At 64.7% G+C, this 23,825-nt stretch carries 14 protein-coding genes; 3 read left to right on the top strand and 11 right to left on the bottom strand.

The annotated features are described in order from the left end of the window. Positions 1 to 16: 16 nt before the first annotated feature. Positions 17 to 4,231, bottom strand: coding sequence for a protein kinase domain-containing protein (locus VT84_RS21130; RefSeq protein WP_082840902.1), 4,215 nt, complete (start codon positions 4,229 to 4,231; stop codon positions 17 to 19). A gap of 430 nt (positions 4,232 to 4,661) precedes the next feature. Between VT84_RS21130 and VT84_RS21125 the strand changes: the two genes are divergently transcribed. Further along, positions 4,662 to 6,653 carry a sigma-70 family RNA polymerase sigma factor gene (locus VT84_RS21125; protein WP_082840901.1) on the top strand — a complete coding sequence of 664 codons (1,992 nt, stop codon included), beginning with the start codon at positions 4,662 to 4,664 and terminating at the stop codon, positions 6,651 to 6,653. Positions 6,654 to 6,838: 185 nt separating this feature from the next. On the opposite strand, the gene VT84_RS21120 is transcribed toward VT84_RS21125, so the two are convergent. From VT84_RS21120 to VT84_RS21105, 4 genes are all read right to left on the bottom strand, one after another. Beyond that, the gene (locus VT84_RS21120; protein ID WP_082840900.1) at positions 6,839 to 8,335 is read right to left on the bottom strand and encodes an FHA domain-containing protein; all 1,497 of its coding nucleotides are present in this window, start codon (positions 8,333 to 8,335) and stop codon (positions 6,839 to 6,841) included. A 150-nt stretch (positions 8,336 to 8,485) separates the two neighbouring features. Beyond that, positions 8,486 to 9,322 carry a hypothetical protein gene (locus tag VT84_RS21115; protein WP_052560872.1) on the bottom strand — a complete coding sequence of 279 codons (837 nt, stop codon included), beginning with the start codon at positions 9,320 to 9,322 and terminating at the stop codon, positions 8,486 to 8,488. A gap of 266 nt (positions 9,323 to 9,588) precedes the next feature. After that, the gene (locus VT84_RS21110; protein ID WP_157469681.1) at positions 9,589 to 10,278 is read right to left on the bottom strand and encodes a hypothetical protein; all 690 of its coding nucleotides are present in this window, start codon (positions 10,276 to 10,278) and stop codon (positions 9,589 to 9,591) included. Positions 10,279 to 10,453: 175 nt separating this feature from the next. After that, positions 10,454 to 12,262, bottom strand: coding sequence for a serine/threonine-protein kinase (locus VT84_RS21105; RefSeq protein ID WP_082840898.1), 1,809 nt, complete (start codon positions 12,260 to 12,262; stop codon positions 10,454 to 10,456). 904 nt (positions 12,263 to 13,166) lie between these two features. Here VT84_RS21105 and VT84_RS21100 point away from each other — a divergent pair. Together VT84_RS21100 and VT84_RS38750 are read left to right on the top strand one after the other, a co-directional pair. Then, positions 13,167 to 14,186, top strand: a complete 1,020-nt coding sequence (locus tag VT84_RS21100) for a DUF1559 domain-containing protein (protein ID WP_082840897.1) — start codon at positions 13,167 to 13,169, stop codon at positions 14,184 to 14,186. 27 nt (positions 14,187 to 14,213) lie between these two features. Then, a complete protein-coding gene (locus VT84_RS38750; protein ID WP_157469679.1) occupies positions 14,214 to 14,375 on the top strand; it encodes a hypothetical protein in 162 nt (53 codons plus the stop codon). 40 nt (positions 14,376 to 14,415) lie between these two features. On the opposite strand, the gene VT84_RS21095 is transcribed toward VT84_RS38750, so the two are convergent. The 6 genes from VT84_RS21095 to VT84_RS21070 all read right to left on the bottom strand — a co-directional run bounded on the left by VT84_RS21095 (position 14,416) and on the right by VT84_RS21070 (position 23,452). Further along, on the bottom strand, positions 14,416 to 15,705 hold the full coding sequence (locus VT84_RS21095; RefSeq protein WP_082840896.1) for a DUF1501 domain-containing protein: 1,290 nt from the start codon (positions 15,703 to 15,705) through the stop codon (positions 14,416 to 14,418). A gap of 329 nt (positions 15,706 to 16,034) precedes the next feature. After that, on the bottom strand, positions 16,035 to 19,346 hold the full coding sequence (locus VT84_RS21090) for an efflux RND transporter permease subunit (protein ID WP_082840895.1): 3,312 nt from the start codon (positions 19,344 to 19,346) through the stop codon (positions 16,035 to 16,037). A gap of 8 nt (positions 19,347 to 19,354) precedes the next feature. Next, positions 19,355 to 21,652: an efflux RND transporter periplasmic adaptor subunit gene (locus VT84_RS21085; protein WP_082840894.1), complete on the bottom strand. Its 2,298-nt coding sequence runs from the start codon at positions 21,650 to 21,652 to the stop codon at positions 19,355 to 19,357. 57 nt (positions 21,653 to 21,709) lie between these two features. Then, positions 21,710 to 22,120 (bottom strand): hypothetical protein, encoded by a 411-nt coding sequence (locus tag VT84_RS21080; protein ID WP_052560864.1) that lies wholly within the window; start codon positions 22,118 to 22,120, stop codon positions 21,710 to 21,712. Positions 22,121 to 22,231: 111 nt separating this feature from the next. Beyond that, positions 22,232 to 23,074: a hypothetical protein gene (locus tag VT84_RS21075; RefSeq protein ID WP_052560863.1), complete on the bottom strand. Its 843-nt coding sequence runs from the start codon at positions 23,072 to 23,074 to the stop codon at positions 22,232 to 22,234. Between the two features lie 207 nt (positions 23,075 to 23,281). Beyond that, positions 23,282 to 23,452 carry a hypothetical protein gene (locus VT84_RS21070; RefSeq protein WP_157469677.1) on the bottom strand — a complete coding sequence of 57 codons (171 nt, stop codon included), beginning with the start codon at positions 23,450 to 23,452 and terminating at the stop codon, positions 23,282 to 23,284. Between the last annotated feature and the right edge of the window lie 373 nt (positions 23,453 to 23,825).

Genomic DNA, 23,825 nt, shown 5'->3' with positions numbered 1-23,825 from the left:
GCTGTTGGAACGTCAGTTAGTTTAGTTGTGCGAGGAACTCGCGTGCCCGCACGAGGTCGAGGGCGTCGGTCCCTTCGGTGAACGAATCGAGGACCGGTTGGACCAGTCCGCGGGCCTCGTCCGCGCGCCCCGCGGCCTGCCATACGCCCCCGAGAGCGACGGCCGCACGCAGCTCGAAGAACTTGGCCCGCTGGTCGCGCGCGATGCGCAGCGCGGTTTCGAGGCACTCGGTGGCTTGGTCGACGTTCGCGGGCGATTCACCGAGGAGGAACGCGGCCTTGCGCCGGTACAGTTCTGACTCGATGTACCGCTCCCGGTCACGCACGGTCAGCTCGAACGCCCGGTTGAGCGCGTTCCGTGCTTCGTCTCGCAGGTTCGCGTCCCAGTACGCTTCGGCCAGGCACCCGAGGAAGTGCTGGTGAACCATCTCGCACCCGGTCGCCTCAACCGCACGGAGCCCCTCGCGGAGCAGCGGAATCGCTTCGGTGGGCCGGCCGAGTTGTGCGAGCGCCGCACCCTTCAACGACGTCGCCAGTGCGATCCAGAAGGCGAACGACTGCTCCCGGGCGATCGCGAGGGATCTCTCGGCTTCAGCCAGCGCCGCAACAGAATCGCCGCCGAGTTGCAACATCAGCCCGGTTTGCCAGATGGTCACGGTTTGGGTGAATGGGTGACGCAACTGCTCCGCGAGGGCCAGTGCCTCGTTCGCTTTTTGGCGCGCGGAATCAGGCCGACCGAGCATCCAGAGCGACAGTCCCGCGTAGGACGTGGTCAGCGGGCCAGAGTTCTGCTGGGTGAATTTCGCGTGCTCGGCCGCGGCTTCGGGCCGGTACAGTTCCGCCGACAGCGTGAGGTGCTCCAGGGCGCCCGTAAAGTCGCCGGCCCACCACGCGGTACACCCCCACGCCCAGTGCGCTTCGGTCCGGCACCCGTCGTCCCGAACGTCGGCCAGGGACAAGAGTTCGTCGCAAATCTCTTGGGCAACCGCGTTCCGGCCGCGGATGAAGCGCAGTGCCCAGGACACCATCATCACGTCAAAGAGCGGGAACGCCGGGCCGAGGCGCTCGCACAGCCCCCGGGCGCGAATGATCTCGGTTTCCACTTCCGGGGCCGCGTACCCGAACGTGGCCAGGAAACACGAACTGAGTGGGAGCCGCAGCCCGAACTCGCGCGCGTCGCGTTCCGGGCCGCTCGGGAGATCGATGAGCAGCCCAAGTCCGCGCGTGAGGTGGCGGATCGATTCGGCGTAGGCCGACCGTTCTCGGGCACGGTTCCCGGCCTTTGTCCAATAGTCGAGGCCGGTTTCGACCCGACCTGCTTCCGTGTAGTGGTGGGCCAGTAGTTCCGGTTCGGTTTCCGCCGTGTCGGGCAGGGTCTGTTCGATGGCCTCGGCGATTCGGTGGTGAACTTGCTGGCGTCGCTTCCGCACCAGCGAGTGATACGCTGCGTCCTGAATGAGCGCGTGCTTGAACGTGTAGGTGTCTTGGGGTGGTGCGCCCTTCGCAAAAAGCACCCCGGCGCGAACCAGTTTTTCCAACTCGCCACGGAGCGCGGGCTCGTCCCATTCGCCGGCTGCGCGGAGCGTCTCGTAAGAGAACGTGCGCCCGATCGCGGCGCCGAACTGGATCACGTCCCGGTCGCTGGCCATGCGGTCGAGCCGGGCCAGTAGGAGATCCTGGAGCGTGGCGGGGATCAGCCCGGTCGTCCAGTTCCCGCCCTCGGCGAGCAGGCGCGCGAACTCTTCAACGAACAGCGGAACCCCGTCGGTGCGCTCGGCCACCTGCGAAACCACCGCGGGCGGGATGTCGTCCTTCCCGGTCGCGCCGCGCATCATTTCGCCGATTTGCCGCTTCGTCAGGCGCGTCAGCGCGACCGCGGTCTGGTTCGTCTTCCCCCTCCACGGCGGCTCGTACTCGGGGCGCGTGGTGAACACCGCGAGGATGGGCACTTCGTGCCACCGCTCGATGAACTCTTTGAGCAATTCTTCGGTCGAGGGGTCGATCCAGTGCAGGTCTTCCACCACGAACAGCACCGGGCGCCGAACGGCCCGGTCGCGGAGCCAGTCGAGCACCGCGGCGCGGAAGAGTTCGCGCTGGCGGTCCGGGCTGTAGTTCAGTTCCGGGAGCCGGCCGGCGAACGGGATCGAGAGCGCCGAGGCGAACAGCGCGACGCGCTCGGGGTCGGTTACACCGTCCTCGCGGAGCCGGGCGATGAGTAGTTCGAGTCGGAGCGCGGGGTTCGGTTCGCGGGCCAGCCCAAAAGTTCGAGTGAAGGAATCGATTACCGGGTAGAACGGGCTGCCCTCGTGGTGCGGCGAGCAGTACCAGACGATGGCCGAACCGTCCGCACCGAAGTGGTCGCTATCGTGCTGTGGTTCGGACCCGCGCACGTGGTCCCGGATCACCCGCACGAGGCGCGACTTACCCAGCCCCGGATCGGCCACGAGGAGTACCACGTGACCGATGCCTTCGAGCACCAGTTCCCATCGCTCCTGGAGCAGTTCGACTTCGCGGTCCCGGCCAACGAGTGGCGTGAGTCGGGCGGGATCGGCCGCTTCGACCCGGTTGTACGCGGACCGCTCGCTGGTTGCCCGGAACAGGGGTGTGAGCGGGCCACCCGCGCGAACTTGCGTCTCGCCCGCGGGTTCGCACTCGAAGTACCCTTCGACGAGGCGCTTGGCGGCCCCGCTCAGGATAATACCGCCCGGGGTACCGAACGGAACGAAGCGCGTGACCGCACTGACCACGTCCCCCACAACCGCCGGTTGCCCGCTCGCGGACTCCGTGACGACCGCGGGACCGGTGTGGACCGCGACCCGGACCGTCCCGCCGACGTTGGCCGGCGCCCCGGTCGCGATCGCGAGGCCGGCGCGGGCCGCAAGGCGCGCAGAGTCTTCGCGGGCGACGGGGTACCCGAAGCACGCCAGGAACGCGGTTCCGGTGGTCGGCAGTTCGAGCCCACTGAATTGCCCCACGCACTCCCGGCACGCCGCCTGGAACGCCAGGAAGCGCTCGTGCGCGTCGTCGACGTCGTCCGGGTCGCCGGACGGTTCAAACTCGCTGTACAAAACGGTGAGGTGCCGGCGCTCGGCCCCGCGCATCGGGCGCGTCGGCCCGGTCGGGACGGAATCGGTCGGGCGCCCCCGGTCCGTGTCTTTTTCAGCGGGCGGAACGTTCAGCAAGTTGGTCGAGTGCCCGCCGCTCATCGGCGTGCGGATCGGGCGTGCGGTGGTCGAGGACTGTTCCGTGCGATGCAGCGCGCGCCGCAAGTCGGTTGCGAAGTCGGACGCGGTCGTGTACCGGTCGGCGGCGAGCTTCGCCATCGCCTTGAGAACGATCTTCTCGACGTCCAGCGGGAGGTCGGGGCGGAGCTGGCGCGGCGGCTGCGGGTCGTCTTCCTGAACCTGGCGCAGGATCAGCCACGGATCGTCCCCGCGGAACGGCGGGCGCCCGCAGAGCATCTCGTAGAGCATGACCCCGAGGCTGTAAATGTCGGTCCGGCCGTCGGGCCGGTGAGCTTGCCCCCGGGCCTGCTCCGGCGACATATATTCGGGGGTGCCTATGACCACGCCCCGGGACCCCGTGACCGTGGTGTCCGAGAGCGCGATCCCGAAATCGACCAGTACCGGACGCGACCCATCGAGCAGAACGACGTTCGAGGGTTTGACGTCCCGGTGAACGATGCTGCGGGTGTGGGCGTGCGCCAGAGCGTCGGCGATGGCCGCGGCGAATTCCAGAGCGGCCGCCCAGGTTGGGCGGTGGTCCCGCAACCACGCGGCTAGTGTCGGACCGGTGAGGAGTTCGGAAACGATGAAGCACCGCTGCCCGCCCGTCCCCGCGTCGTGAACCGTGACAATGCCCGGGTGCCGTAACTGCGCGAGCTGCCGGGCTTCGAGCAGGAGCTGTCCGACGTCGCCCGCTTTCGTCCGCTCGACGCGGGCCACTTTGACCGCAACGGCCCGGCTCAGCGACCGGTCGAACCCGCGGTAGACTGCACCGAACCCGCCCTGACCGAGTTTGCTCCCCAGTTCGTACCGCTCCCCGAAGGCCGCGATCAGATCGGCCAGAATGTTGTCCGGTTCGGGAAGCCCGGGCTGGATGTTGAGGCGCTGGGTTTCCTGGTGCTGGGACTCGTTATTCGGATCGACCGGGGGCGAGTCGCCGCGCTCGGGCTGCGCGGACGGGTCCGGCGCCGGCGAGTCGGGATCGTTATCGGTCGGGAATGCGAACACAGGCTCTTGCTCCGCGGCCGGGCCAACGCAACGGTAAAGTTCCCACAGTCTGGGCGTTCGGGAGCTTGTTTGACGATAGCTCCCCGGGGAGTAGAACGCCAGCGCGCACTTGTGAAAGCGCGTGTAGTTAAAGTGACGGCGAGTCGGGTCGTGCGGGCATGCGCACTCTATGAGGTATATGAATCTCGGGCCGTGCTATCGCACGCTTCGGCCGGCGAACACGTTGCGCATAAGCCCCACGTCGTTTTAACCGGACCTTAACCCCTCTCGCCGACGTCTCAGCACCCACTTTCAGATACACAACGAAGGTGCCGAACTTACCCGTCCGCGAACATTCGCGCAAAACGACCGGGTATTATCGTCCGCGTTCTCGGGATTTTTGCGCGACGCGCTCGGCGCGAGCGGGGAATATTCGGGTCGGAGGGGACGGATGAGCGCGGCGCGACCGGCAGAAATCTTGCGTCAGTTAGAGCACCCCAGCGCGCCGGACGTTGAGTTGCTCACACAGTTCGTTCTCACAAAGAGTGCCGTTGCGTTCGAGGAACTGGTGCGCCGACACGGGGCACTGGTTCTGGGCGTGTGCCGGCGCGTGACCCGGAACCCGCAGGACGCCGAGGACGCATTCCAGGCCACGTTCCTCGTGCTCGCGCAGAAGGCCGTTACGCTGCGGAGCGACGTGCGACTGTGGAGCTGGCTGTACGGTGTCGCGTTTCGGGTTTCGTGGCGCGCCCGGCGCGCCGCACTCCGACGGCGCGTGCGGGAGGTTCTGGTGTCCAAACTGCCCGAACCGCACGCGCCACGACCTTCCCCGGAAAGACCGGAACTGGGACCGATTCTCGACGAGGAACTCGCTGCGCTACCGGAGTGCTACCGGGAAGCGATCATCCTGTGCGACCTGCGCGGGGCATCGCGCGAAGAAGCGGCCACGGCCCTGGGGGTTCCCGAAGGGACGCTATCGAGCCGGCTGGCGAACGGGCGCAAGAAACTCGCGGCCCGGCTCACGAAGCGCGGCATCGCGCTCTCGGTTTCCGTACTTCCGATCGCGGTTGCGGAAACGCAGGGCGCGACCGCGGTTCCAATTGAGTTGCTCAGAAAAACGTGCGAACTGGTGGCTGATTACGCTTCGAGTGGCACGATCCCCGGCCCACTGGCCGAACTCACCAAAAGAGGACTCGTTGTGCGCAAGACACTCGTGTTCGGGCTGGTCACGGTTGTGGCAATCACAGGAGCAGTAATCGCCGCGAACCCAATCGCCGCGCCGCCCGCCGACCCGCCGAAACCTCCGGCCACGGCGAAGACGGAGGTAGTAACGCTGCCACAGGGCGAGCAGAAAGCCCTCCCCGCACTCGCGACCGCGCCGCGCATTATTGCCGGCTGGGATCTGCCTATCACCAATCCCGAACGGGTGATTTGGGCTCCATCGGGAGACCGGCTTGCAGTTGCCGGCGCAATACGTGTGCAACCGGACGGGAACGCTTGGTTTCAGCCGGCATTTGTCCTCGTGAAGTACACAGGCAAGTCGGACCCGGAGAATATTGTCCGCACAGCAATGCCACGGAACGGTTCCGTCGTCGGGTTCACTCCCGATGGGAAGCAACTCATCACCGATCGACGCGAACGTCATCTCCTCAGTGGGCTTCACCAATTGGTGTATTGGGATCCAGAGAAGGCCGAAGTGAGCCCGGTCAACTCCATACCGTCACTCCAAAATAAAGCAAAATTGCGAACAGTGAGCTTCGACGGTGCGCATGTGGACGGCACATACATCTTTGACTCGAATGGGAAGACATTCCGTGCGATGACGAACGAACCAGGTACGGGCGAGGCGCCCAAAACGCTGGACGTGATCGAAGTGGATACGGCGACCGGTAAAGCGGGGAAACCGCTCGCGACGATCCCTCGGGTTCCCTGCGCCCTGTCGCCCAATGGCAAGCGCTTGGCGTTTATGGCGCCAAACAAATCGAGCGTGCGCGTGTATGACCTTGATAATCGAGACAAGCCCGAGTTGAGTGCGTTTGCCCTGCCGGGCAAAGTGGACGCCAAGCGCGATACGATGTTGCTGCCGTGCACGTTCTCTCCGGACGGCAACCGGCTCGTCGTTTTTCACGGATCCGACCAATCACCCTACCAAGCATTCATCGTTGATATTCTGACCGGAAAGTCCGTTGCGGCTCTTGAGGGCGAGCCCAGTTGGAGCCAGGCTGTATTCAGTTCCGACGGTCGGTTGTTAGCCATGACCGAAACGAACGTACTCGCCATTTGGGATACATCCACAGGGCGCAAATTGAAGACTTGGAAGATGGCAACAGCGGTATTTGCATTTCACCCGACGCGCCCGCTGCTGGTCGTTGCGGAACCCAACGGCGAGAGCGAAACGCGCCTCGGTTTCTGGGACTTCTCGGCAGAAGTGGAGAAAAAGTAGCACCGGTGGCACTCGCGAACGAGTGCCACAGTGCTTATTCGCCCAATGTACGCGAAACCGAAGGAATTGGTTGTAGCCGTTTGTTCACTGAGATGCAATCTGGAGAAAGGTGCAGGGTTAGCAATTACTACCGCAGTGGATTGTAGTCGGTTAGGTTTTCGCTTGATTAATCGGGAGAAATGACCTTACAGCCGCCCGCTGACGGGTTCGACTGCGAACGTGAAAGCGTCGCACGAGACGACACCGGGAAGTGGAAGAGTCGCGCGGTCGGTGTGGGGCTGGTCGTCGATAGTGAAGCGGCAATCGGGAATGCGCACGCTCAGCCCCTCGCGCGAGCGGTAGATCAGCACCGGGGCAGGTACTTTAAGCGGGATGTGAGCGTCGGGTTCTGGCCCCAGAATCAGTTCGTTGCCCATGAGGAGCACGCCGTCCACCGCGACGGGCAACCGGTGGCCGCTCGTCAGTTCCAGGCGCACCGAAGAACTGACCGCGACGGGCCGGTGGAACAGGAACTGGCAGCTCGCGCCGAGCGTGACGCGGTCGTTCGTGGACAGAACCGCGCGCTTCGTCTCGGCTCCATTCACGCGGATACCGCGCCCGGACTCGATGACATACCCCTCCGGGTCGCGCGTCAGTTCGGCGTGCGTGCGCGACACGTCCGCGAACAGTGGAACGTCTACCGGGCCGTCGGCGGTCGCTTGCCCGAACGTGACGCGGCTCGACAGACACACGAGGTAGCCGCCTACTCCGTCGACCCACAGCAGGAACCGTTTCGGGAGCGCGGCTCCGCCGGTGGACGAGAGCGATGCGGCACTTCCGTTGCTCGCACGAGAGAGGGCGTGTTCGGGAATCGCGGGCGGGCGAACGGAGTCCCATCTTGTTTCGCGCGCGCCGCTGACCGCCGAAGCGCTCCGCGCCCGAGCACTGACGGCGCCGTTGGTCGCGGGCGGAGGTGGAAACGAAGCAACGAAATCCGCCGTTTCCGGGGTCGCGACCACCCACGCCTTGCCGCGAACGGCCTTCGCTTCGCGGTGGTCTGGCGCGACCGCGAGCACCTCCGCCGCGACCGCGACCGCCTCGCGCCAGTGCTTCGCTTCGGCGGCATCGAGTAAACGCGCGACCGCTTCGCGGAACCGGGCGTGCCGGTTCTCAACTTCACCGCGGAACCGGTCGAGTCCGGTCGCGGGGCAGGGGAGCTTGGGACCGATGCGTTCGAGTTCGGCCGCGGCCCGCAGGAACTCGCCGCGATCGGCGAGCTCGGCCGCCTGGACCCAATCCTGCGCGGCCGTTTCGAGGCGTTCGAGGTCCGGGTGGCGCACGCCGCGGTCGCGGATCTTGGTGATTTGATCGATGGTGTCGATGGGGCGCCCGGCTTCGAGCATCGCCTTTGCTTGAACGACGGACAGGCGCGCGAGCGCGTGCCGCAGTTCCGTCACGGCCCGCTCGCCCGTGTTGAGCGATTCGGCCGCGATCAGGTCGCGCCAGGCAGTGTCGGGGTTGTGCTGGTCGAGTGCCTTGTGTGCCCGCGCGAGGTACGCCTTAACGACTTCGCGGGCGACCCTGTGCGCCTTCCGGTGCCCCTCGGCGATGAGCGGCTCCAGGAGCCGGTGCGCCTCGTCCGGGCGGCCGGCGGCGACCGCTTCCTGAGTCTGACGCAGCACCAACCACGGGGATGCGGGCATGGGACCAAGCATCGCGGGTGACACGGACAACAGTGTGTAGTGTACCAGATCATTCAGCGCCCGACCGGTAACTCTTTGGACAACTTGGAGAAACGAAAAACACCCCGGTCGGTTAGACCGGGGTGCTCGGGTTGTCACGCTCGCTCCGGGTTAGTCGACCATCGGCAGCTTGCTGTCGGTCTTGGTTTCCGGCTTTTTGGCCGGGGCGGTCAGCGGGGCCATGATGTCGTCCACGCTCTTGCTGCCGTTGCTGCCGATCGCGGGGGCCTCATCGAGGGCGGCCGGCAGGAGCTTGAGCTTCTCGCGCTCCACTTCGACCCGCGTCTTCAGCTTCTGCATGTCTTCCTTGATCTTAGCCAGCCGGGTGTCGTCGGTTTGGTACTTACTTTCCATTTGTTGGAGCTTCAGCACCGCGAGTTCGGCCTCCATCGCGTCCACTTGGTTAGACAGCTCGGACTTCTGGTTCTTCATCGTTTCGAGCTGCTTTTCCAGGGTGTCACGCACTTTGATACGGTTGGCGAGCAGCGATTCGTGTGCGTCCAGCGATTTTTGGTTGGTACCGTACCGCTTCACACCTTCTTCCAGTTCCGCCTTAGCCGCGGCGACGCTGATCTTGCGTTCGCCGAAGACGACTTGCCCTTCGGCCTTCTTGATCGCGTCTGCACGGACGCTGAGCAGTTCCTTGTCGCGGCTCTGTTTCGCGACCATCCCGTCAACATTGTCCTTGAGCTGGTTCACTTCTACCCGTTCTTTGGCGAGGTGGTTCACCAGCGTCCGGATGTCTTTGTCGAGCAGGGTCACTTCCTTCTTGAGGCGCGCGATCTCCTCTTCAGGAGGAACATTGTTTTTCGCTTCTTCGCGAGCCTCACGGATTTCCGCACGGATGTCTGAGCGGATTTTCGAGAAGTGCGACCGGATGTCTTTGGCGCCGATCACGCTCACGGCGGCGAAGCCGACTGCAGCCAGAATCACCATCTTTTTGAGCATCGCAGACCCTCACGTTGAAAGTGCCGGCCGGCCGTCCCGAACACCGGGTTCCTGCCGTTGATACCAGATTGTTCGCTGGCCGCGGGACCGCATTTAACCGCGATTGCGCCGAATTCCGTTTTGCTCCCAAAAAATCGGGGCACTTGGCTGCTAATTTTTGGGCCGGGGGTGCGGTCCCGGGACTCGTTGGCAACTGCAAACCGCGAAAGTTACGTTGCGTCTTGTGTTTCTCGCGGTCGTTGCCGCGGCGGACGTGTCCTTTCGGGCTACGGTATTTTAACCGCTTTTGCCGCGCACTGTGCGAGGAATTTTCGGTCGGCCTCGCCCAGCGTCGCGTCGGGGAACGTGCCGAGGGCTTCGGGGCACTCTCCGGTGATTTTCCCGCACAAAAACGCGGCCGTCAGGAACGCGCCGACCGGGGACTGGTGGTTGCCGTCCGCTTCGTACAGGGTCAGGTTCGGGCGCTCGGAAAGTGCGATGTCCCACGCGCGCCCGACCCCGGCGAGGTTCACGCCCGCGGCGCGGGCCATTTCCGCGTACACCTTCTCCTGGCGGGGGCCGTCGCCGGGTTTGTCCTTGAGCCCCCACTCCGAGAAGAAGAACACGTTCGCGCCGTGCTTTTTCGCCCGTTTCGCGAGGTCGATGCCCTCGTTGCGCGAGTACTCGTGCGTACCGCTCGTGCTGATTTTCTGCGCCTGGAGCACAACGAACTTCCACGGGCGCGATTCGATCTCCTCGCGGTAGCTCGGGTTGTGCTCCACGTCTTCGAGGAACCCGACGCTGAGTACGTGCGCGTAGGTCGTTTTGCCGGGCTTGCGGAACCGGATCATTTCGCTGACCAACCCCGGCAAGTTGTGGCCGGACGTGTGACTGTTGCCGACAAACAGGATGCTGTAGTCCGCCGCGCGCACTTGGCTCGGGTTGGACGGTACGCTGACCGACGAAAACGAAATCACGTTCGGTGGCTCGGTAAGCAACGTTGCGGGTGGGCCATCAGCGCCCCCGCACCCGGTTAATAGCGGAAACACGAGACACAACGCGAACGGCTCGAAGTTGGGGCGCATGAGGCTCCGAGGTTGGGTTGATTTCGGTCAATCGCGGACGACAAGAAGACGTTCAATGCCGCGATTGTCAACTATCCCCGTGCCCCTGTCTACGGCGGAGCCCCCACGGTTCGACCGGGGTGCTCGGATCATCGTGCAATTGCCTCAACCGCAAGAGCAAGTCATAAGCCCGCGGGTACCGGCGCCACGGGTCTTTTCGCAAGCACCGCAGACAGACTTGCTCGACCCCCGGCGTCACTTCGGAGTTGAAGTTCGACGGCGGGGTGGGTTCCTGGGTACGGATGGTGTCGCGCGTTTCGATCGCCGTGGAGCCACTCGCGACGGGGCGGTTCGTCAGGAGTTCGTAGAGGATGGCGCCCAATCCGTAAACGTCCGTGTGGAGCCGGGCTTCGGCCTTCGGTTCGAGTAGCTCGGGCGCCAGGTACGCGACGCCGGGTGCGTCTTGGTCGTCCACGAACGAGAGAGCAGAGTTCAGTCCGGCCGTCGGCTGAAAGTCCGCGACGCGGGGAATGCCGTCGGCCGCGAGCAACACGTTCGTGGGCTTCAGGTTGCCGTGAACGATGCCCTGGCGGTGCAAGTAACAGACGATTTCCGTTAACTGGGCGACGAGGTGCAGGGCGTCGCGCAGCGGGTACCGTTTTTCGCCGCGCAGGGTCGTCAGGTTCCCGTGCGGGACGAGGTCCATCACCGCGAACGGCGCACCGTCCCACCACCCGGTCCGGTGAACGAGCACGACCTGTGGGTGCGACAGTGCCGCCGCTTGTTGGCCACCGCGTGCGGTTCGGGCGTCCCACTCTTCGCGCGAGCACACGCCGGGCGCGAAGACTTTCAACGCGACGACTTGTTTCGTGGGGCCGAACTGAGCGCGGTACACGACGCTCCGCGGCCCGCGCCCGATCTCGCCGACGATCTGGAACCCGTCCCGGGCCGCGAACCGCGCGAGGCGCTCCGCTTCGTTAATGGGAACCGCGACTACCGGCGCCCCCTGGAGGAACCGGCCCAGGTCGTTCTCAAGGGCGTCCGCCGTGGCGTATCGCCTAGTCGGGTCTTTTTCGAGGCACTTGAGACAGATCGTTTCCAGTTCGCGCGGCACATCCGCGCGCAATCGCGAGGGCGCGACCGGTTCGTCGTAGAGCACCTGATCGACGGTTTCGTTCCACGTCTCCCCGCGGAACGGCGGTTGGCCCGTGAGCAGTTCGTAGAGCACCGCACCGAGGGCGTAAATGTCGACCGCGGGGCCGATTTCGCGCACGCGACCGGCCGCTTGCTCGGGCGCCATGTAGCTCGCGGTGCCCAGAACGGCCCCGTCTTGGGTCAGCACGGTGCTGTCGCTGTCGAGCCGCTTCGCGAGGCCGAAGTCGGACACCTTCGGAACGAGTGCCGTGTCGTTGGTGGTCGGTTCCGCGCTCAGCAGTATGTTGCTCGGTTTCAGGTCGCGGTGAACGACCTGGAGGTCGTGCGCGTGCTGAATGGCCGCCGCGAGTGTGCGGATCAGTTCGGCGGCCCGGGGAGCGGGTTGCGGTTGCCCGCGCAGGTACTGATCTAGGTTTCCGCCCCCAACGAGTTCCATCGCGAAGTACGGCAGCCCACTGTACGTGCCGACCTCGTGGACCGCGACGACGTTCGGGTGCTGGAGGCGCGAGGCGGCTTCGGCTTCGGCCCGGAAGCGGGCACGGTCCTTCGGCCCGGCGAGCGCGCCGTCGCGCAGGAGTTTGAGGGCCACGAACCGGTCGTGTTTCTCCTGCCGAGCCTTGTAAACGACACCCATCCCGCCGCGCCCGAGTTCGCTGTGAATCTCGTAGCCGGGAACGACGGGGCGCTCCGGGTCCGCCCGCGTGGGCGCCGACCAGTCGCCGGTGGCCAGTGGGTCGGTCATCGCTGCGTCCTTGAATCGCGGTGTCGGCCGCACCGCGTCGGGCCTGGGCGAACTTGGTACTTATTTGAGCGCCGTAACGCTACCTCGCGTGCGCTCCTCGGTCAACGTTGGTGGAGCCGCCGTGAAGGGCTTTGCTAATAAAGGCTCACGTTTTGCCGAGCCGGGCCTTTGGGCCGCCGAAATACAAATCGATTCGCCACAAGTGTTGATAATTCAACGATTTAATGCGATGGATTCAATTTTGCGACCTCGCGTCAGACGCTAACAAATGCTAACAATTTCGTGATTTCGGGTCGAAAACTGATCGGTTCAATTCCGCGGCGAAACTGATTTCACTGAAACGGCTCGTTTGCCTGTCGTGACGACCGCGCGGATCGCGCAATTCGCATCTCCCTATCTCAGCACCGGCGGACAAACGGAACGCGATTTCCAGATTGTATAGTAGTGTACAAAGTATTACAAGCGGTTCCGGGCGTTTCTGGAAATGTTTCTTCGTTGGGGCCGGATACGCGGCGCGGGCGAGTCCGCCAGTTGAAGTGCGGAATAAGGCGCAGAACTTAACTCGGACCCGCGGTGTCGAGCACCGTTACCTCACTCGATCTGAGGGCGGTCGACCACGGACTCCATCGCGGTTGTGCGCAAAATGCAGTTCTGGGTCGGCGCCCGGTCAAGATTCAAGGTTTACTCATAAAGTATACTTCCCACCTGTAAAAAACTGCGGTCGTGTATCCGCTAACGAGTTCTCACAATCGCCCTTGCTTCTGCGCGGGTCGACTTAGAGTGACTCCGCTGCCCGCCACGCCTCCCTTGCGGGCCTCACGAGACGAAACGCCCACCTCTCCGCGGCAAAATTCTCCCGTTTGATTGCGTTATTGTTTTTATTCTTGCGACGGAGTGACTTTTCATGAACGCGCCGACCCGAAAGGCCAGAGGGTTCACGTTGATCGAACTCCTGGTTGTCATTGCGATTATCGCGATTTTGATCGGCCTTTTGTTGCCCGCGGTGCAGAAGGTGCGCGAGGCCGCGGCCCGCATGAAGTGCCAGAACAATCTCAAGCAGATGGGGCTCGCCGCTCACAACTACGAGAGCGCCTACAACAACCTGCCGCCCGGAACGAACACGGCGAGCGGCATAGGGACGCTGACCTATCTCCTGCCGTTCATCGAGCAGGACAACATCTATCGGCAGATCACCCCCGCGCTGCTGATTATCCCCACCGCGTCCCCGGCAGATGCCGGCGGTGGGGCGCCTGCAATCACCAACCTGTGGACCAATGACGCCACCACTCTGAAGGTGTCGCTCAACCGCGTGACCATGTTCGAGTGCCCTTCGGACAACCCGTCGGCCAACATGCCGTACTGGATCGCGGCGACCACGGCGATCTGCGTTCCCGGCCCCGGGTACTTCATCAATTACAACTGGACCGGCCTGCCGACGTTCACCGCGGCCGGCGGAAACCCGGGCGTAACGAATTACGTCGCTTCTGCCGGCGGAAACGGCATGTCCGACGGGAACGGTCCCGGTTACGGGTCCACGACCGTCTCGTGGCGGTCACTGATGGGGCCGTTCGGGTTGAACACGAAGCAAAAGCTGGCCACGTTCCCGGACGGAACGTCCCAGACGATTCTGTTCGGCGAAACGGTCGGGACCGGCGGTAACGAGCGCCTGTCGTGGATGGGCGCCGGGACGTTCACCTTCCTGTACGGCGTCACCGATCCCGGTCCTTCGGGCTGGTCGTCGTTCGGCAGCCGGCACACCGGGGTCGCTCAGTTCTCCTACGGCGACGGGTCGGTGCGCTCGGTCCGCAAGATGGGGAAGGATTGGTACGCGGGCTGGTACACGGATGCCTGGAAGAACGCGGTGTACGCGGGCGGCACGTCGGACGGGGTGCCGGTCAATTTCGATGCGATGGGCGGCCAGTAACACACCAATAAATGAGGAGCACCGAACATGACCCGTAACATCTTTGTCCGACTGGCGTGCTTGATGGTTCTCGTCGCAACTCTGGTCGGGTGCGAACGCGATCCGATCACGAAGCCGGCGGACCCGAACAACCCGCCACCCAAGCCGGCCGGCCCCACGGGACCGCCGGCGAAACCGGCGGCCAAGTAATCGTTGCGGCGGGCACCGCGCCCGCCGTTTTTCGTTTCATTCAGTTCGCGTCGAGTTCGCGCACGGTCGCGCGGTCGTCGAGTACGTACATGGGGCGCTTCGTGTGGTCCGGGATCGTCGTTTCGGGGTCGATCCCGAGGTGCTGGTAGAGCGTCGCGAGGACGTTACTTGGTGTGTACGGCGTGCCCTTTGACCGACCTCCGTGTGCGTCGGTGGCGCCGATCACCTGACCGACCTTGAACCCACCGCCCGCGACTACGGCCGCGCCCGCGTCGGGCCAGTGGTCGCGCCCGTCGCCGCGCGAGACCTTCGGGGCGCGCCCGAACTCGCCCCACACCACCACCGCAACGTCCTTGTCCAGCCCGCGTTCGTGGAGATCGGTTACGAGTGCGTAGAGGCCCTTATCGAGTTGCGGGAGCTGGTCCTTGTGGTCGATGAAGTTCTTTTCGTGCGTGTCCCAGTCGCCGACCTTCGTGGTTACCACCGATACACCCGCTTCGACCAGGCGCCGGGCCATCAGGAAGGTTTCGCAGTATTTGCCGTATCGGGCGTGCGTCTCGGGCGATTCTTTGGATACGTCGAAGGCCTGCCGCACCTTCGGTGACGCGATCATTTCCATCGCGCGCTGCGTGTAGGCGTCCATGCTCTTCATGCCGCCGGACGAATCGAGATCGCGGTTGAGCGTGTCGAACGTGCGGAGCAGATCCTTGCGCGTGCCGAGCCGTTCGAGGGAGACGCTCTTTTCGAGGCTCAGGTTCGCCAGCCCCTCTTTCTTCGGCACGAACGGGCGGTGCGCGGGTCCGCAATACGTCGGGCCTTCGTTGTCGTACAACCCGGGCGGCTTGTACATGAGGCTCACATAGGGTGGCAGCCCATCCGTTCGGGGTTTCAGATAGCTTACGACCGAGCCGATGACGGGCCGTTTCCCGCGGTCCGGGAAACCGGTGAGAATGTAGTGCGGCGTGTGGTCGCCGATGTCCACGGACTTGATGCCGCGGATCACCGCGAGCTTGTCCATCATCTTCGCGTGCAGCTGCAGGTGTTCGCACACTTGGACGCCGGTCACGTTCGTGTTGATCGGGCGGAACTCCCCGCGGATCTCTGCGGGCGCGTCGGGCTTCATGTCGTAACTGTCGATGTGCGAGGCCCCGCCGCGCAGCCAGACCATGATGACGGACTTCGCGCGCGTTTTGCTTTCCGTGGTAGGAGCCGCGCCTGCGCGCAGTCGGAAGAGGTCCGCGAGCGAGAGGCCGCCGAACCCCAGCGCGCCGACGTGAAGCGCGTCGCGGCGCGACAACCGACCGTGCGGGGCGCCGAAGACGTTCAGCATGTGAGTCTCCGATGTGATGCGGTGGGGAGAGTAGGGGAGGGCACCAGCGCAAACGATTCTCGCCCGGCGCCGGTTCGAGAGCAAGAGACGAGGTGGAGGAAGAGTGAACGGCCACAAAAGGAGAGGATAGGAAGCAGAATGAAGAACCGCGGATAACGCAGATTCCGCGGATCAGACACGAGGGATAACTTGAAGCCCTAGATAGGGTGTCAGCGTAGTTCCGGGTTGCGCAACGTATCTACTTGCTATTTTCTGAATTCTGTCTTCTGTCTGATCTGCGGAATCTGCGTTATCCGCGGTTCTTCATTCTTCTTTTCTGCCTTCTGTCATCATTTCGCATCAGCGGGAGGTGGGACGTACACTTTGTGCCCGAACAACAGGAACACGGCGGGGGTCACGATTTGGTCCATGAGGGTCGAGGTGAGTAGCCCGCCGATCACCACCACTGCGAGCGGGTGGAGGATCTCTTTGCCTGGTTGTCCACCGCCGAGCGCGAGCGGGACGAGGCCGATCACAGCGACGCCCGCGGTCATGAGCACGGGGGCGAGGCGTTCCAAACTGCCGCGAACGATCATCGCTTCCCCGAAGGACTCGCCCTCTTCGCGCATCAGGTGGATGTAGTGGGCGATCATCATGATCCCGTTGCGGCTCACGATCCCGATGAGCGTGATGAACCCGACCCAGTGCGCGACCGAGAGCGTGGTGGCCGCGGACCACAACTGCGGCCACTTCCACCACGGTAGTCCCTGGAGCGTGGCCGGGTCCGGGCGGTTAATGACGAGGAGCGCGACCACTGCACCCAATCCGGCGAGTGGGACATTGATGCCCAAAACCATGAGCGCCGCGCGCCACGAATCGAGGCACCGGCACAGGAGCAGGAACACGCCGAGCACCGCGAGCGCGCCCAGCGCGAGGAGCCGGGTGTTTGCTTCCTGCTGTGCCCGGTACTGACCGTCGTCCTCGATCCGGTACTCGGCGCCTTTCGTTCGCAGTTTCTCTTCGGTCGGGCGAACGGCCCGTTTGATGTCAGCAACGACCGCACCCAGGCTGCGCCCCTGGACGTTGCACGACACTACGATCCGGCGCGCGACGTTCTCGTGGTTGAGCGTGTTCGGGCCGGTGGTGTCCAACACCTCCGCGACCTGATCGAGTGCGACCCGCTTGCCGGACGGCGTATCGAGAACGGTTTGGCCGATCACCGAGGGCGAGTTCCGCGAACCCTCGTCGTACCAGACGACCAAACTGAAGAACTTCTCCGCGTCCAGAACGGTCGCGACGACGCGACCCTTGTATGCCGTTTCGAGCAACCGGGCTACGTCACCGGGAGCGAGTCCGTACCGGGCTGCTTCCAGCGCTTTCACACGGAGCCGCACCTGCGAAATTTCTACCTGCGGTTCGACCTGGAGGTCCACCACACCGGGGATCGCGGCCAGCGCGTCGCGGATCTCCTGGGCGGCGTTCCGCAACTCTTGGAGGTCCGGCCCGAACACCTTCACCGCGACCTGGGCGCGCACCCCGGACATGACGTGGTCGAGCCGGTGGCTGATCGGCTGACCGACGTTCGCGTTCACGTTCGGGATGCCACTCACGCGATCACGGACGTCCGCGAGAACCTGATCGTGCGGCCGACCGGACTTCTCGATGCCGTACTTGTGCAGCCCCGGGACCGCACGCAGGAGCGCGTAACCGGCTCCGGGCTTCGGGCGCTCGTGCGGAGTCAGGCGCACGTCGAGTTCGGACGTATTCACGCCCTCCGCGTGCTCGTCTTGCTCCGCGCGCCCGGTGCGCCGCGACACCGATATTACCTCTGAGATCTGCAAGAGCGACTGCTCGGCACGCGCCGCGATTCGCCCGCTCTCGGCCAAACTGGTGCCCGGTGCGAGTTGCAGGCTCACCGTAACGGTGCCCTCGTTGAACGGTGGCAGGAACTCGGAACCCATTCCGAGCACCGCGAACGCGGACCCCGCGGACAGCAGGAGTGCAGCGCCCAGGATCGGGCGCGGGTGGCGGAGCGTGAACCGCAGCGCGCGCGCGTCGAGCCACTTGAGCGCGCGGAGCAGGGGCGGGTCGCGCGGGTGCGCCAGGGTTTTTGCGCGCCCCAACAGGAACGACGCTAGCACCGGCGTTACCGTCAGCGACACGACCAGCGACGCGAGGAGTGCGACGAGGTACGCGAGGCCCAGTGGCGCGAACATCCGGCCCTCTAGACCCGACAGCGCGAACAGCGGCATCACGACGAGGCACACGATGAGCGTGGCGTAAACGATCGAGTTGCGCACTTCGCTCGACGCCCGGAAGATCACTTGGAGCGGCGGGTCCGGGACCGGCTTCTGCCGGTTCTCCCGCAACCGGCGGAAGATGTTCTCCACGTCCACGATCGCGTCGTCGACCAGTTCGCCGACGGCGACCGCGATCCCGCCGAGCGTCATGGTGTTGATGGTGATCCCGAAGTACGCGAATACCAGGACCGTGACCAGGATCGAGATCGGGATCGCGGTCATCGTGATGACGCTCGTCCGGATGCTCGCCAGGAACAGGAGCAGCACGACGAACACCCAGACGGTGCCGTCCCGAACGGCCTCGACGACGTTGTCGATCGCGGTCTGAATGAAGTCGGCTTGCCGGAATACTCGGCGCTCCACGACCACGCCGGGCGGGGCGTCGCGCTGGAGGTCGTCCAGTGCCCGGTCCAGTTTCGGGGTTAGTTCGAGTGTGTTCGCGCCCGGCTGCTTCTGCACGGTGAGAATGACCGACGGTCCGCCCGCGATCGTGTCGCCCTCTTTCACGCGCGTGCTGCCGTCTCCGCGGCGCACCGGGCCGGCGAACCGGACGTCCGCGACCTCTCGAACCCGGATCGCGCGCCCGTCGCGCCAGACGACCGGCGTGTCTTCGATCTGGTCCAGACTCAGCGCGTGCCCGCTAATGCGGATGAGTGATTCCTGCGTGCCGCGCTCCATCACGCCGCCGCCCGCCAGCACGTAGGATTTCTCCACCGCGTCGGTGAGTTGCTGGAGCGTTACCTTTTGGGCCGCGAGGCGCGCCGGGGACGTGACCACCTGGTACTGCTTGAGGTGCCCGCCCATCACTGTGACCTGGGAGACGCCGTCGATCGCGAGCAGCCGGTTGCGGACGGTGAACTCTCCGAACGTGCGCAGGTCCATCCCGCGGGCAAGTTCCTCGTCCGGTGACTTCGGCGGGTCGGCCGGGCGCAACCCGATGAGCATGACCTCGCCCATGATCGACGAGATCGGGGCCATCACCGGGTTCGCGTCCTGTGGGAGCCGGCTGCGCACGAGCTGGAGCCGCTCCGAGACGACCTGCCGGTCCTGGTACACGTCGGTGCCCCAATCGAACTCGACCCACACGACCGACAGCCCGATGCCCGACGCGGACCGCACCCGCTTCACCCCGGTCGCGCCGTTCAGCGCGTACTCTAGCGGTCGGGTAACGAGCGCTTCGACCTCTTCGGGGGCCAACCCGGGCGCCTCGGTGAGAATGGTGACCGTGGGGCGGTTCAGATCCGGGAACACGTCCACCGGGGTACGAGTGAGCTGGTAAGCGCCCCCGACGACGACCGCGAGGGCGGCGATGAGCACGAGCCCCCGGTTCTGGAGCGAGAACGCGATCACGCGGTCGAGCATACTTCCCCCTACCGGAGTGACGAGAACGCGGTCATCAGTTCGTTCACTCCGGCCACCGCGACCGGTTCGCCATCGGCCAAGCCGCGCGTGATTGTTACGAACCGGTCATCGGCCGGTCCGATCTCGACGGCGCGCCGATCGAACGTTCCATCTGTCTTTTGCACGAATACGAACGCCGCTGTGCCTTCGGTGGTCACCGAAGATCGAGGAACGGCCAGAGCCGGGGGGCGCTGACCGAGCACGATCGACAGCGTGGCCAGTTGGCCGTGGAGCAACGCGGGCGCGGAGCCGGCATCAAGGTCCACCCAGATCGATTGCGTGCGGTTCTCCGCGCCGAAGGTTCCGCCGCTCCGGGCGACGACCCCGCGCCCCACGAAATTCGGGTCAGCGATTAATCGGGCACGCACGATCTGGCCGGGCTTGATTTTGTTCGTGTCGCGCTCGGGCACGAATCCTCGAATCGGCGCACGCGCGGCCGGGTCGCGCACCTCGAACAGTGATTCGTGCGCGGCCGCGGCCTGCCCCAGCACTTTGTCAAAATTCACTACGACCCCGGCGAACGGGGCGCGGACCGGGGCGAACCCGACCGGCCGTTTGTCCGCTAGGAGCTGGTCGATTTGTGCTGAGATCAGGCCCACAGTGAGGAGCTTGCGCCGGAGCGCGTCCGCCTGGGCCTTCAAGGTTTTCACCTGGCTCTCTTGTTCCCACACTCGTGTGGCCGCGACCCCTACGCCAGCGGATCGCAGCCGGTCGAGGCGGTCGACCGCGAGTGCGACTTCCAGGTGAATCCGGAGCAGTTCCTGCTGCATCGTCAGGAGCTCCGGGCTGAACACCTCTCCCAGCACTTCGCCCGCGGTTACCGAGCGCCCGCGATCGGTTTTGATCGAATGGATCGTGCCCGCGAGCTGGGACGCGGCGAACCCGCGGTGCGCGGGCGGGACGTCCACCGCGCCGTCCAGAGTGCGGATCTCGTCGAGCGCAACGATCCGCGCCGGTTCGACCCGAAGCCCGATGTTGCGCACGGCTTCTGAGGTCGGGCGCAGCACGGTCGGTGCGAAGAACGGCCCGAGTTCGTGCCCGCCGCGCGTGACCACGCGGTCGCCCGCGAAGACACTGCCCGCGATGATCTCGACCCGACCGCCGGCCGCGCGCCCCACCACCACCGGTACCTTGCGGTACTCCGATGAGCCGACGGCGTTCGCTTCTTCCACGAGCACGAACCGCTCCACCCCTTCGCGAAGGATTGCGGCGGCGGGGACCGTTAATCGATGTTTGCGGGAAGGTGGGATCGAGCGAGTTGCGCTCCCAGAGGTTGCGGTCGCTTCGTCGGTCACGATGAGGTGCGCCTGACCGGACATGCCCGGTCGGAACCGCGGTTCGGACCCGCTCGGGTTGGCGAGTTCCGCCCACGCGGTGGTTACGTTCGTGATGGCGTCGAGGTACTGACTCCCGGCCCGAACCGTTGTGCGGAAGACCTCGTCCGGATACGCAGCAAGGCGCAACTCGACCGATTGACCCACCGCGATTCGACGCAGGTCCTTCTCCAGCACCTCGATCCGAACCCACACCGTCGAGAGGTCGATGACTTCGGCCAGTTGTTCGGCCGGTTCCACCACTTTGCCCGTCGTCAGATCGGCGCGGGCCACGGTCCCGGATACGGGGGCCGTTACGGGGAGCGCGAGTCCAGGTAGTACCTCTCCGCGGCGCATCAGTTCGTCGAGTCGAACAGCGGGCAACCCCAGCCCGAGCCACTTGCTGCGTGCGAGGTCGAGGGCATTACGATTCCGCGCGAGCCGCGTCTGGGCGTCGATCACCATTTGCCCCGCGACCGCTCCCGCGTCGGCCGATTTGGTGAGTTCCGCGACCTGCTTTTCGGCCAGCGCGATATCGGTGCGGGCCGCGAGAACGTCGAGTTGGAGCGTGTCGATTTCCAGGCTCTCGATTTCGGCGATCGTGTCCCCGGCCGAAACTCGTTGCCCGGGCGTGACGGCCACGCGAACGACGCGCCCGGGCACCCGGGCCGTGGCGAACGCCTGGTTCGACCACGGAGCGACGAGCGAGGCGTAGGCGGGTACGCGCTCTTCGATCGCGGCCTGTTCGACGGGCGCGGTATCCACGTCAGCTCCGGCGCGCGCGTCCGCGGTGAGCAGGAGTGTTCCCTTCTCGGCGTCCACCCGGGCGCCGCGCGTGGGGAGCGGTGCGTGCCCCTCGTGGGCGACGAGTACCGCGGCCCCGATCGTGAGCAACCCTCCCACCGCGAGCAGTGCGGAGCGGCGGGAGAACCGGGTTCCGGGAGTGGTTCGCATGGCGGGACTCCGTGCCGCCCTATCTCTACACGGGGCGGCGGGAAGAAGCGGCCCGAATTAGTGCGCCTTGCCCTTATCGGTCTTGTCGGATTTGTTGGCTTTCGCTTTGGCCTTCAGTTCTTCCACTTTGGCCAGCGTCGCGTCCGGGTTGGATTCGGCCTTTTTGACGCACCCCCTGCAGCACACGAACACGGGCTGGCCTTTGATCGTGAGCTTGATGGGCGCGCCCATCGATCCGAGTTGCTCGTCGTTCGAGATGACACACCACTCTTGCGCTTCGACCAGCGCGCGGTCTTCGGGACTAAGCTTGGCCCGCTCTGCTGCCACTGCACCTTCTGGGGCTTCGTTGCTCGTGCCCGAGGTCGAAGGAGAGGAATTGCGCGCGACGCGCTCCCCGCACCCGATGAGTGCGAAGGCGCAGACCGCAACGGCCGCCGAACGAGTCAGGGTGTAAGTGTTCACGAACATGAAGGATCTCCGTTAGTGAGGCGATGGATTACACGAACACCCGCTCCAGGGGAGCGGGAAACCCGCAACAGAACACACGCGGTCCGCATCATTTCGATGCAGCGAACCCGGTTACTTCTTGATGTACTCGGTCGGCCCCTTGATCTCATCGGGCTTGCTCTTCGCGGTCTGTACGAACTCGTCGATGCACGGCACGCAGCAGAATTCGTAGGTCTTCCCGCCGACCACCCAGGTGAACTTCGGGTTGGCCTTGGTCATCGACACGGGGCAGATCTTGTCGCCCGGCTGCGGCTTGGCGTTGTGATCGGATTTGATGCCCTTGTACTTCACGGACGCGGGAGCGGAGCCGTTCGCCTTGATGTCTTCGGCAGTGTACTTCCCACCAGGCGTCAGGTAGAGCTTCTGGCTCTCCTCACCGCCGACTCCGTCCGGCATGGTCGCGTCCGCGTGGGTGCTGGTGGTGTTCGAGAACGCGATCCGGAACCGCTCGCTCCCGATCCGGATGTTGTTGATCGTGATCTGGACCGTTCGCCCCACGAGTTCTGCCGGCAACTGGCCCACGAACAGCGACGTTTTTCCGGCCGAATCGCCTTGCTGGGGTTTAGCCGCGAACTTCACTTCAGTGGCGCCCACAGTCGAACCGACAGCGGTCGCGTACCCGCTCAGTTCCTGGGCCTCGACTTCCTGCACGCGGGCTTCGTCCTTTCCGAGTGTGTACAGGCGCACGGCGCCGTTCTTGTCAAACACGGCTTCCGCGTGGTAGCTGTCCTTGCCGAGCGAGACGAGCGTGCCGCCGTGAGCGCCCGGCTTGTGTCCGTGTTCTTCGTCAGTTTTGGCAGGCGCGGCCTTTGGTTCCGCGGCCTTCTCGGTCGGTGGTTGACTGTTGTTGCACCCGACGAGAACCGCGGTGGTAGCGGCAAAAAGACCGCCGAACAGAACCCATTTACGGAGCATGGCTATTCTCCCCGGCCGGCGTTCGGAGCTGCTGCTCGCGAACGCCAACCAACAATTACGTGAAAGATCGAATAGAATTCGTTCCCGCGCGTCGGGCGCAGTTACGAACGAAGATAAAGGGATCGGGACCGTCGCGCCAACGCGACGGAGAAACACGAACGGCGCGACGCACCCGTTAGTGGGCGTAATCGTGCCGCGTGAGACGAGTTAGCAGCGGAGGTTGTGGTGAGCGTAGAGGAGATCGGCTGTGGTGAGCCGCGAGGAATCGGTGGCGCGTTCGCTCGAGGTGCTCGGAAGTACGAGAGCGATGTCACTCGCGCTCGGTCCATCAAACAACACGCTCACGTCGAGTGCGAGGAGCCGCAAGAAAGTGCTCAAATCACTCTGCACCGATTCGGTTTGGACCGTATGAGACTGGTCCGTTGCGCTCTTGCAGGGGCATTTTTCGGTCGGCGTGGCGGGCTTCTGCGGAGCAGAATGTTCCGTGTGATCCGCTTTTGCAGGAGCGCGCTTGTGCGAGCAGCAAGAAGACGTTGACTCGATCGAGAGTCGATCGGGAAGGGCGGTGGAGGTCGACGAGCGCGCGGACACGTTCCCCGCCGAGCAGCAGCAGAGCAACGGCCCCACTACGACGGCGAAAATCAGACAGTGTGTTAGCGCCCGACGCAGCATTCCGTGAACCACCTCGAACCGCACGTGCTCGGATCAGCTATCCTCATATTATCGACCGGGTCAACACGCAAGTCCATCC

The sequence above is a fragment of the Gemmata sp. SH-PL17 genome, from assembly GCF_001610855.1.
GTDB lineage: Bacteria > Planctomycetota > Planctomycetia > Gemmatales > Gemmataceae > Gemmata > Gemmata massiliana.
Note: the sequence above shows the minus strand (reverse complement) of the source record. Positions and strands in the feature narration are given on the sequence as shown.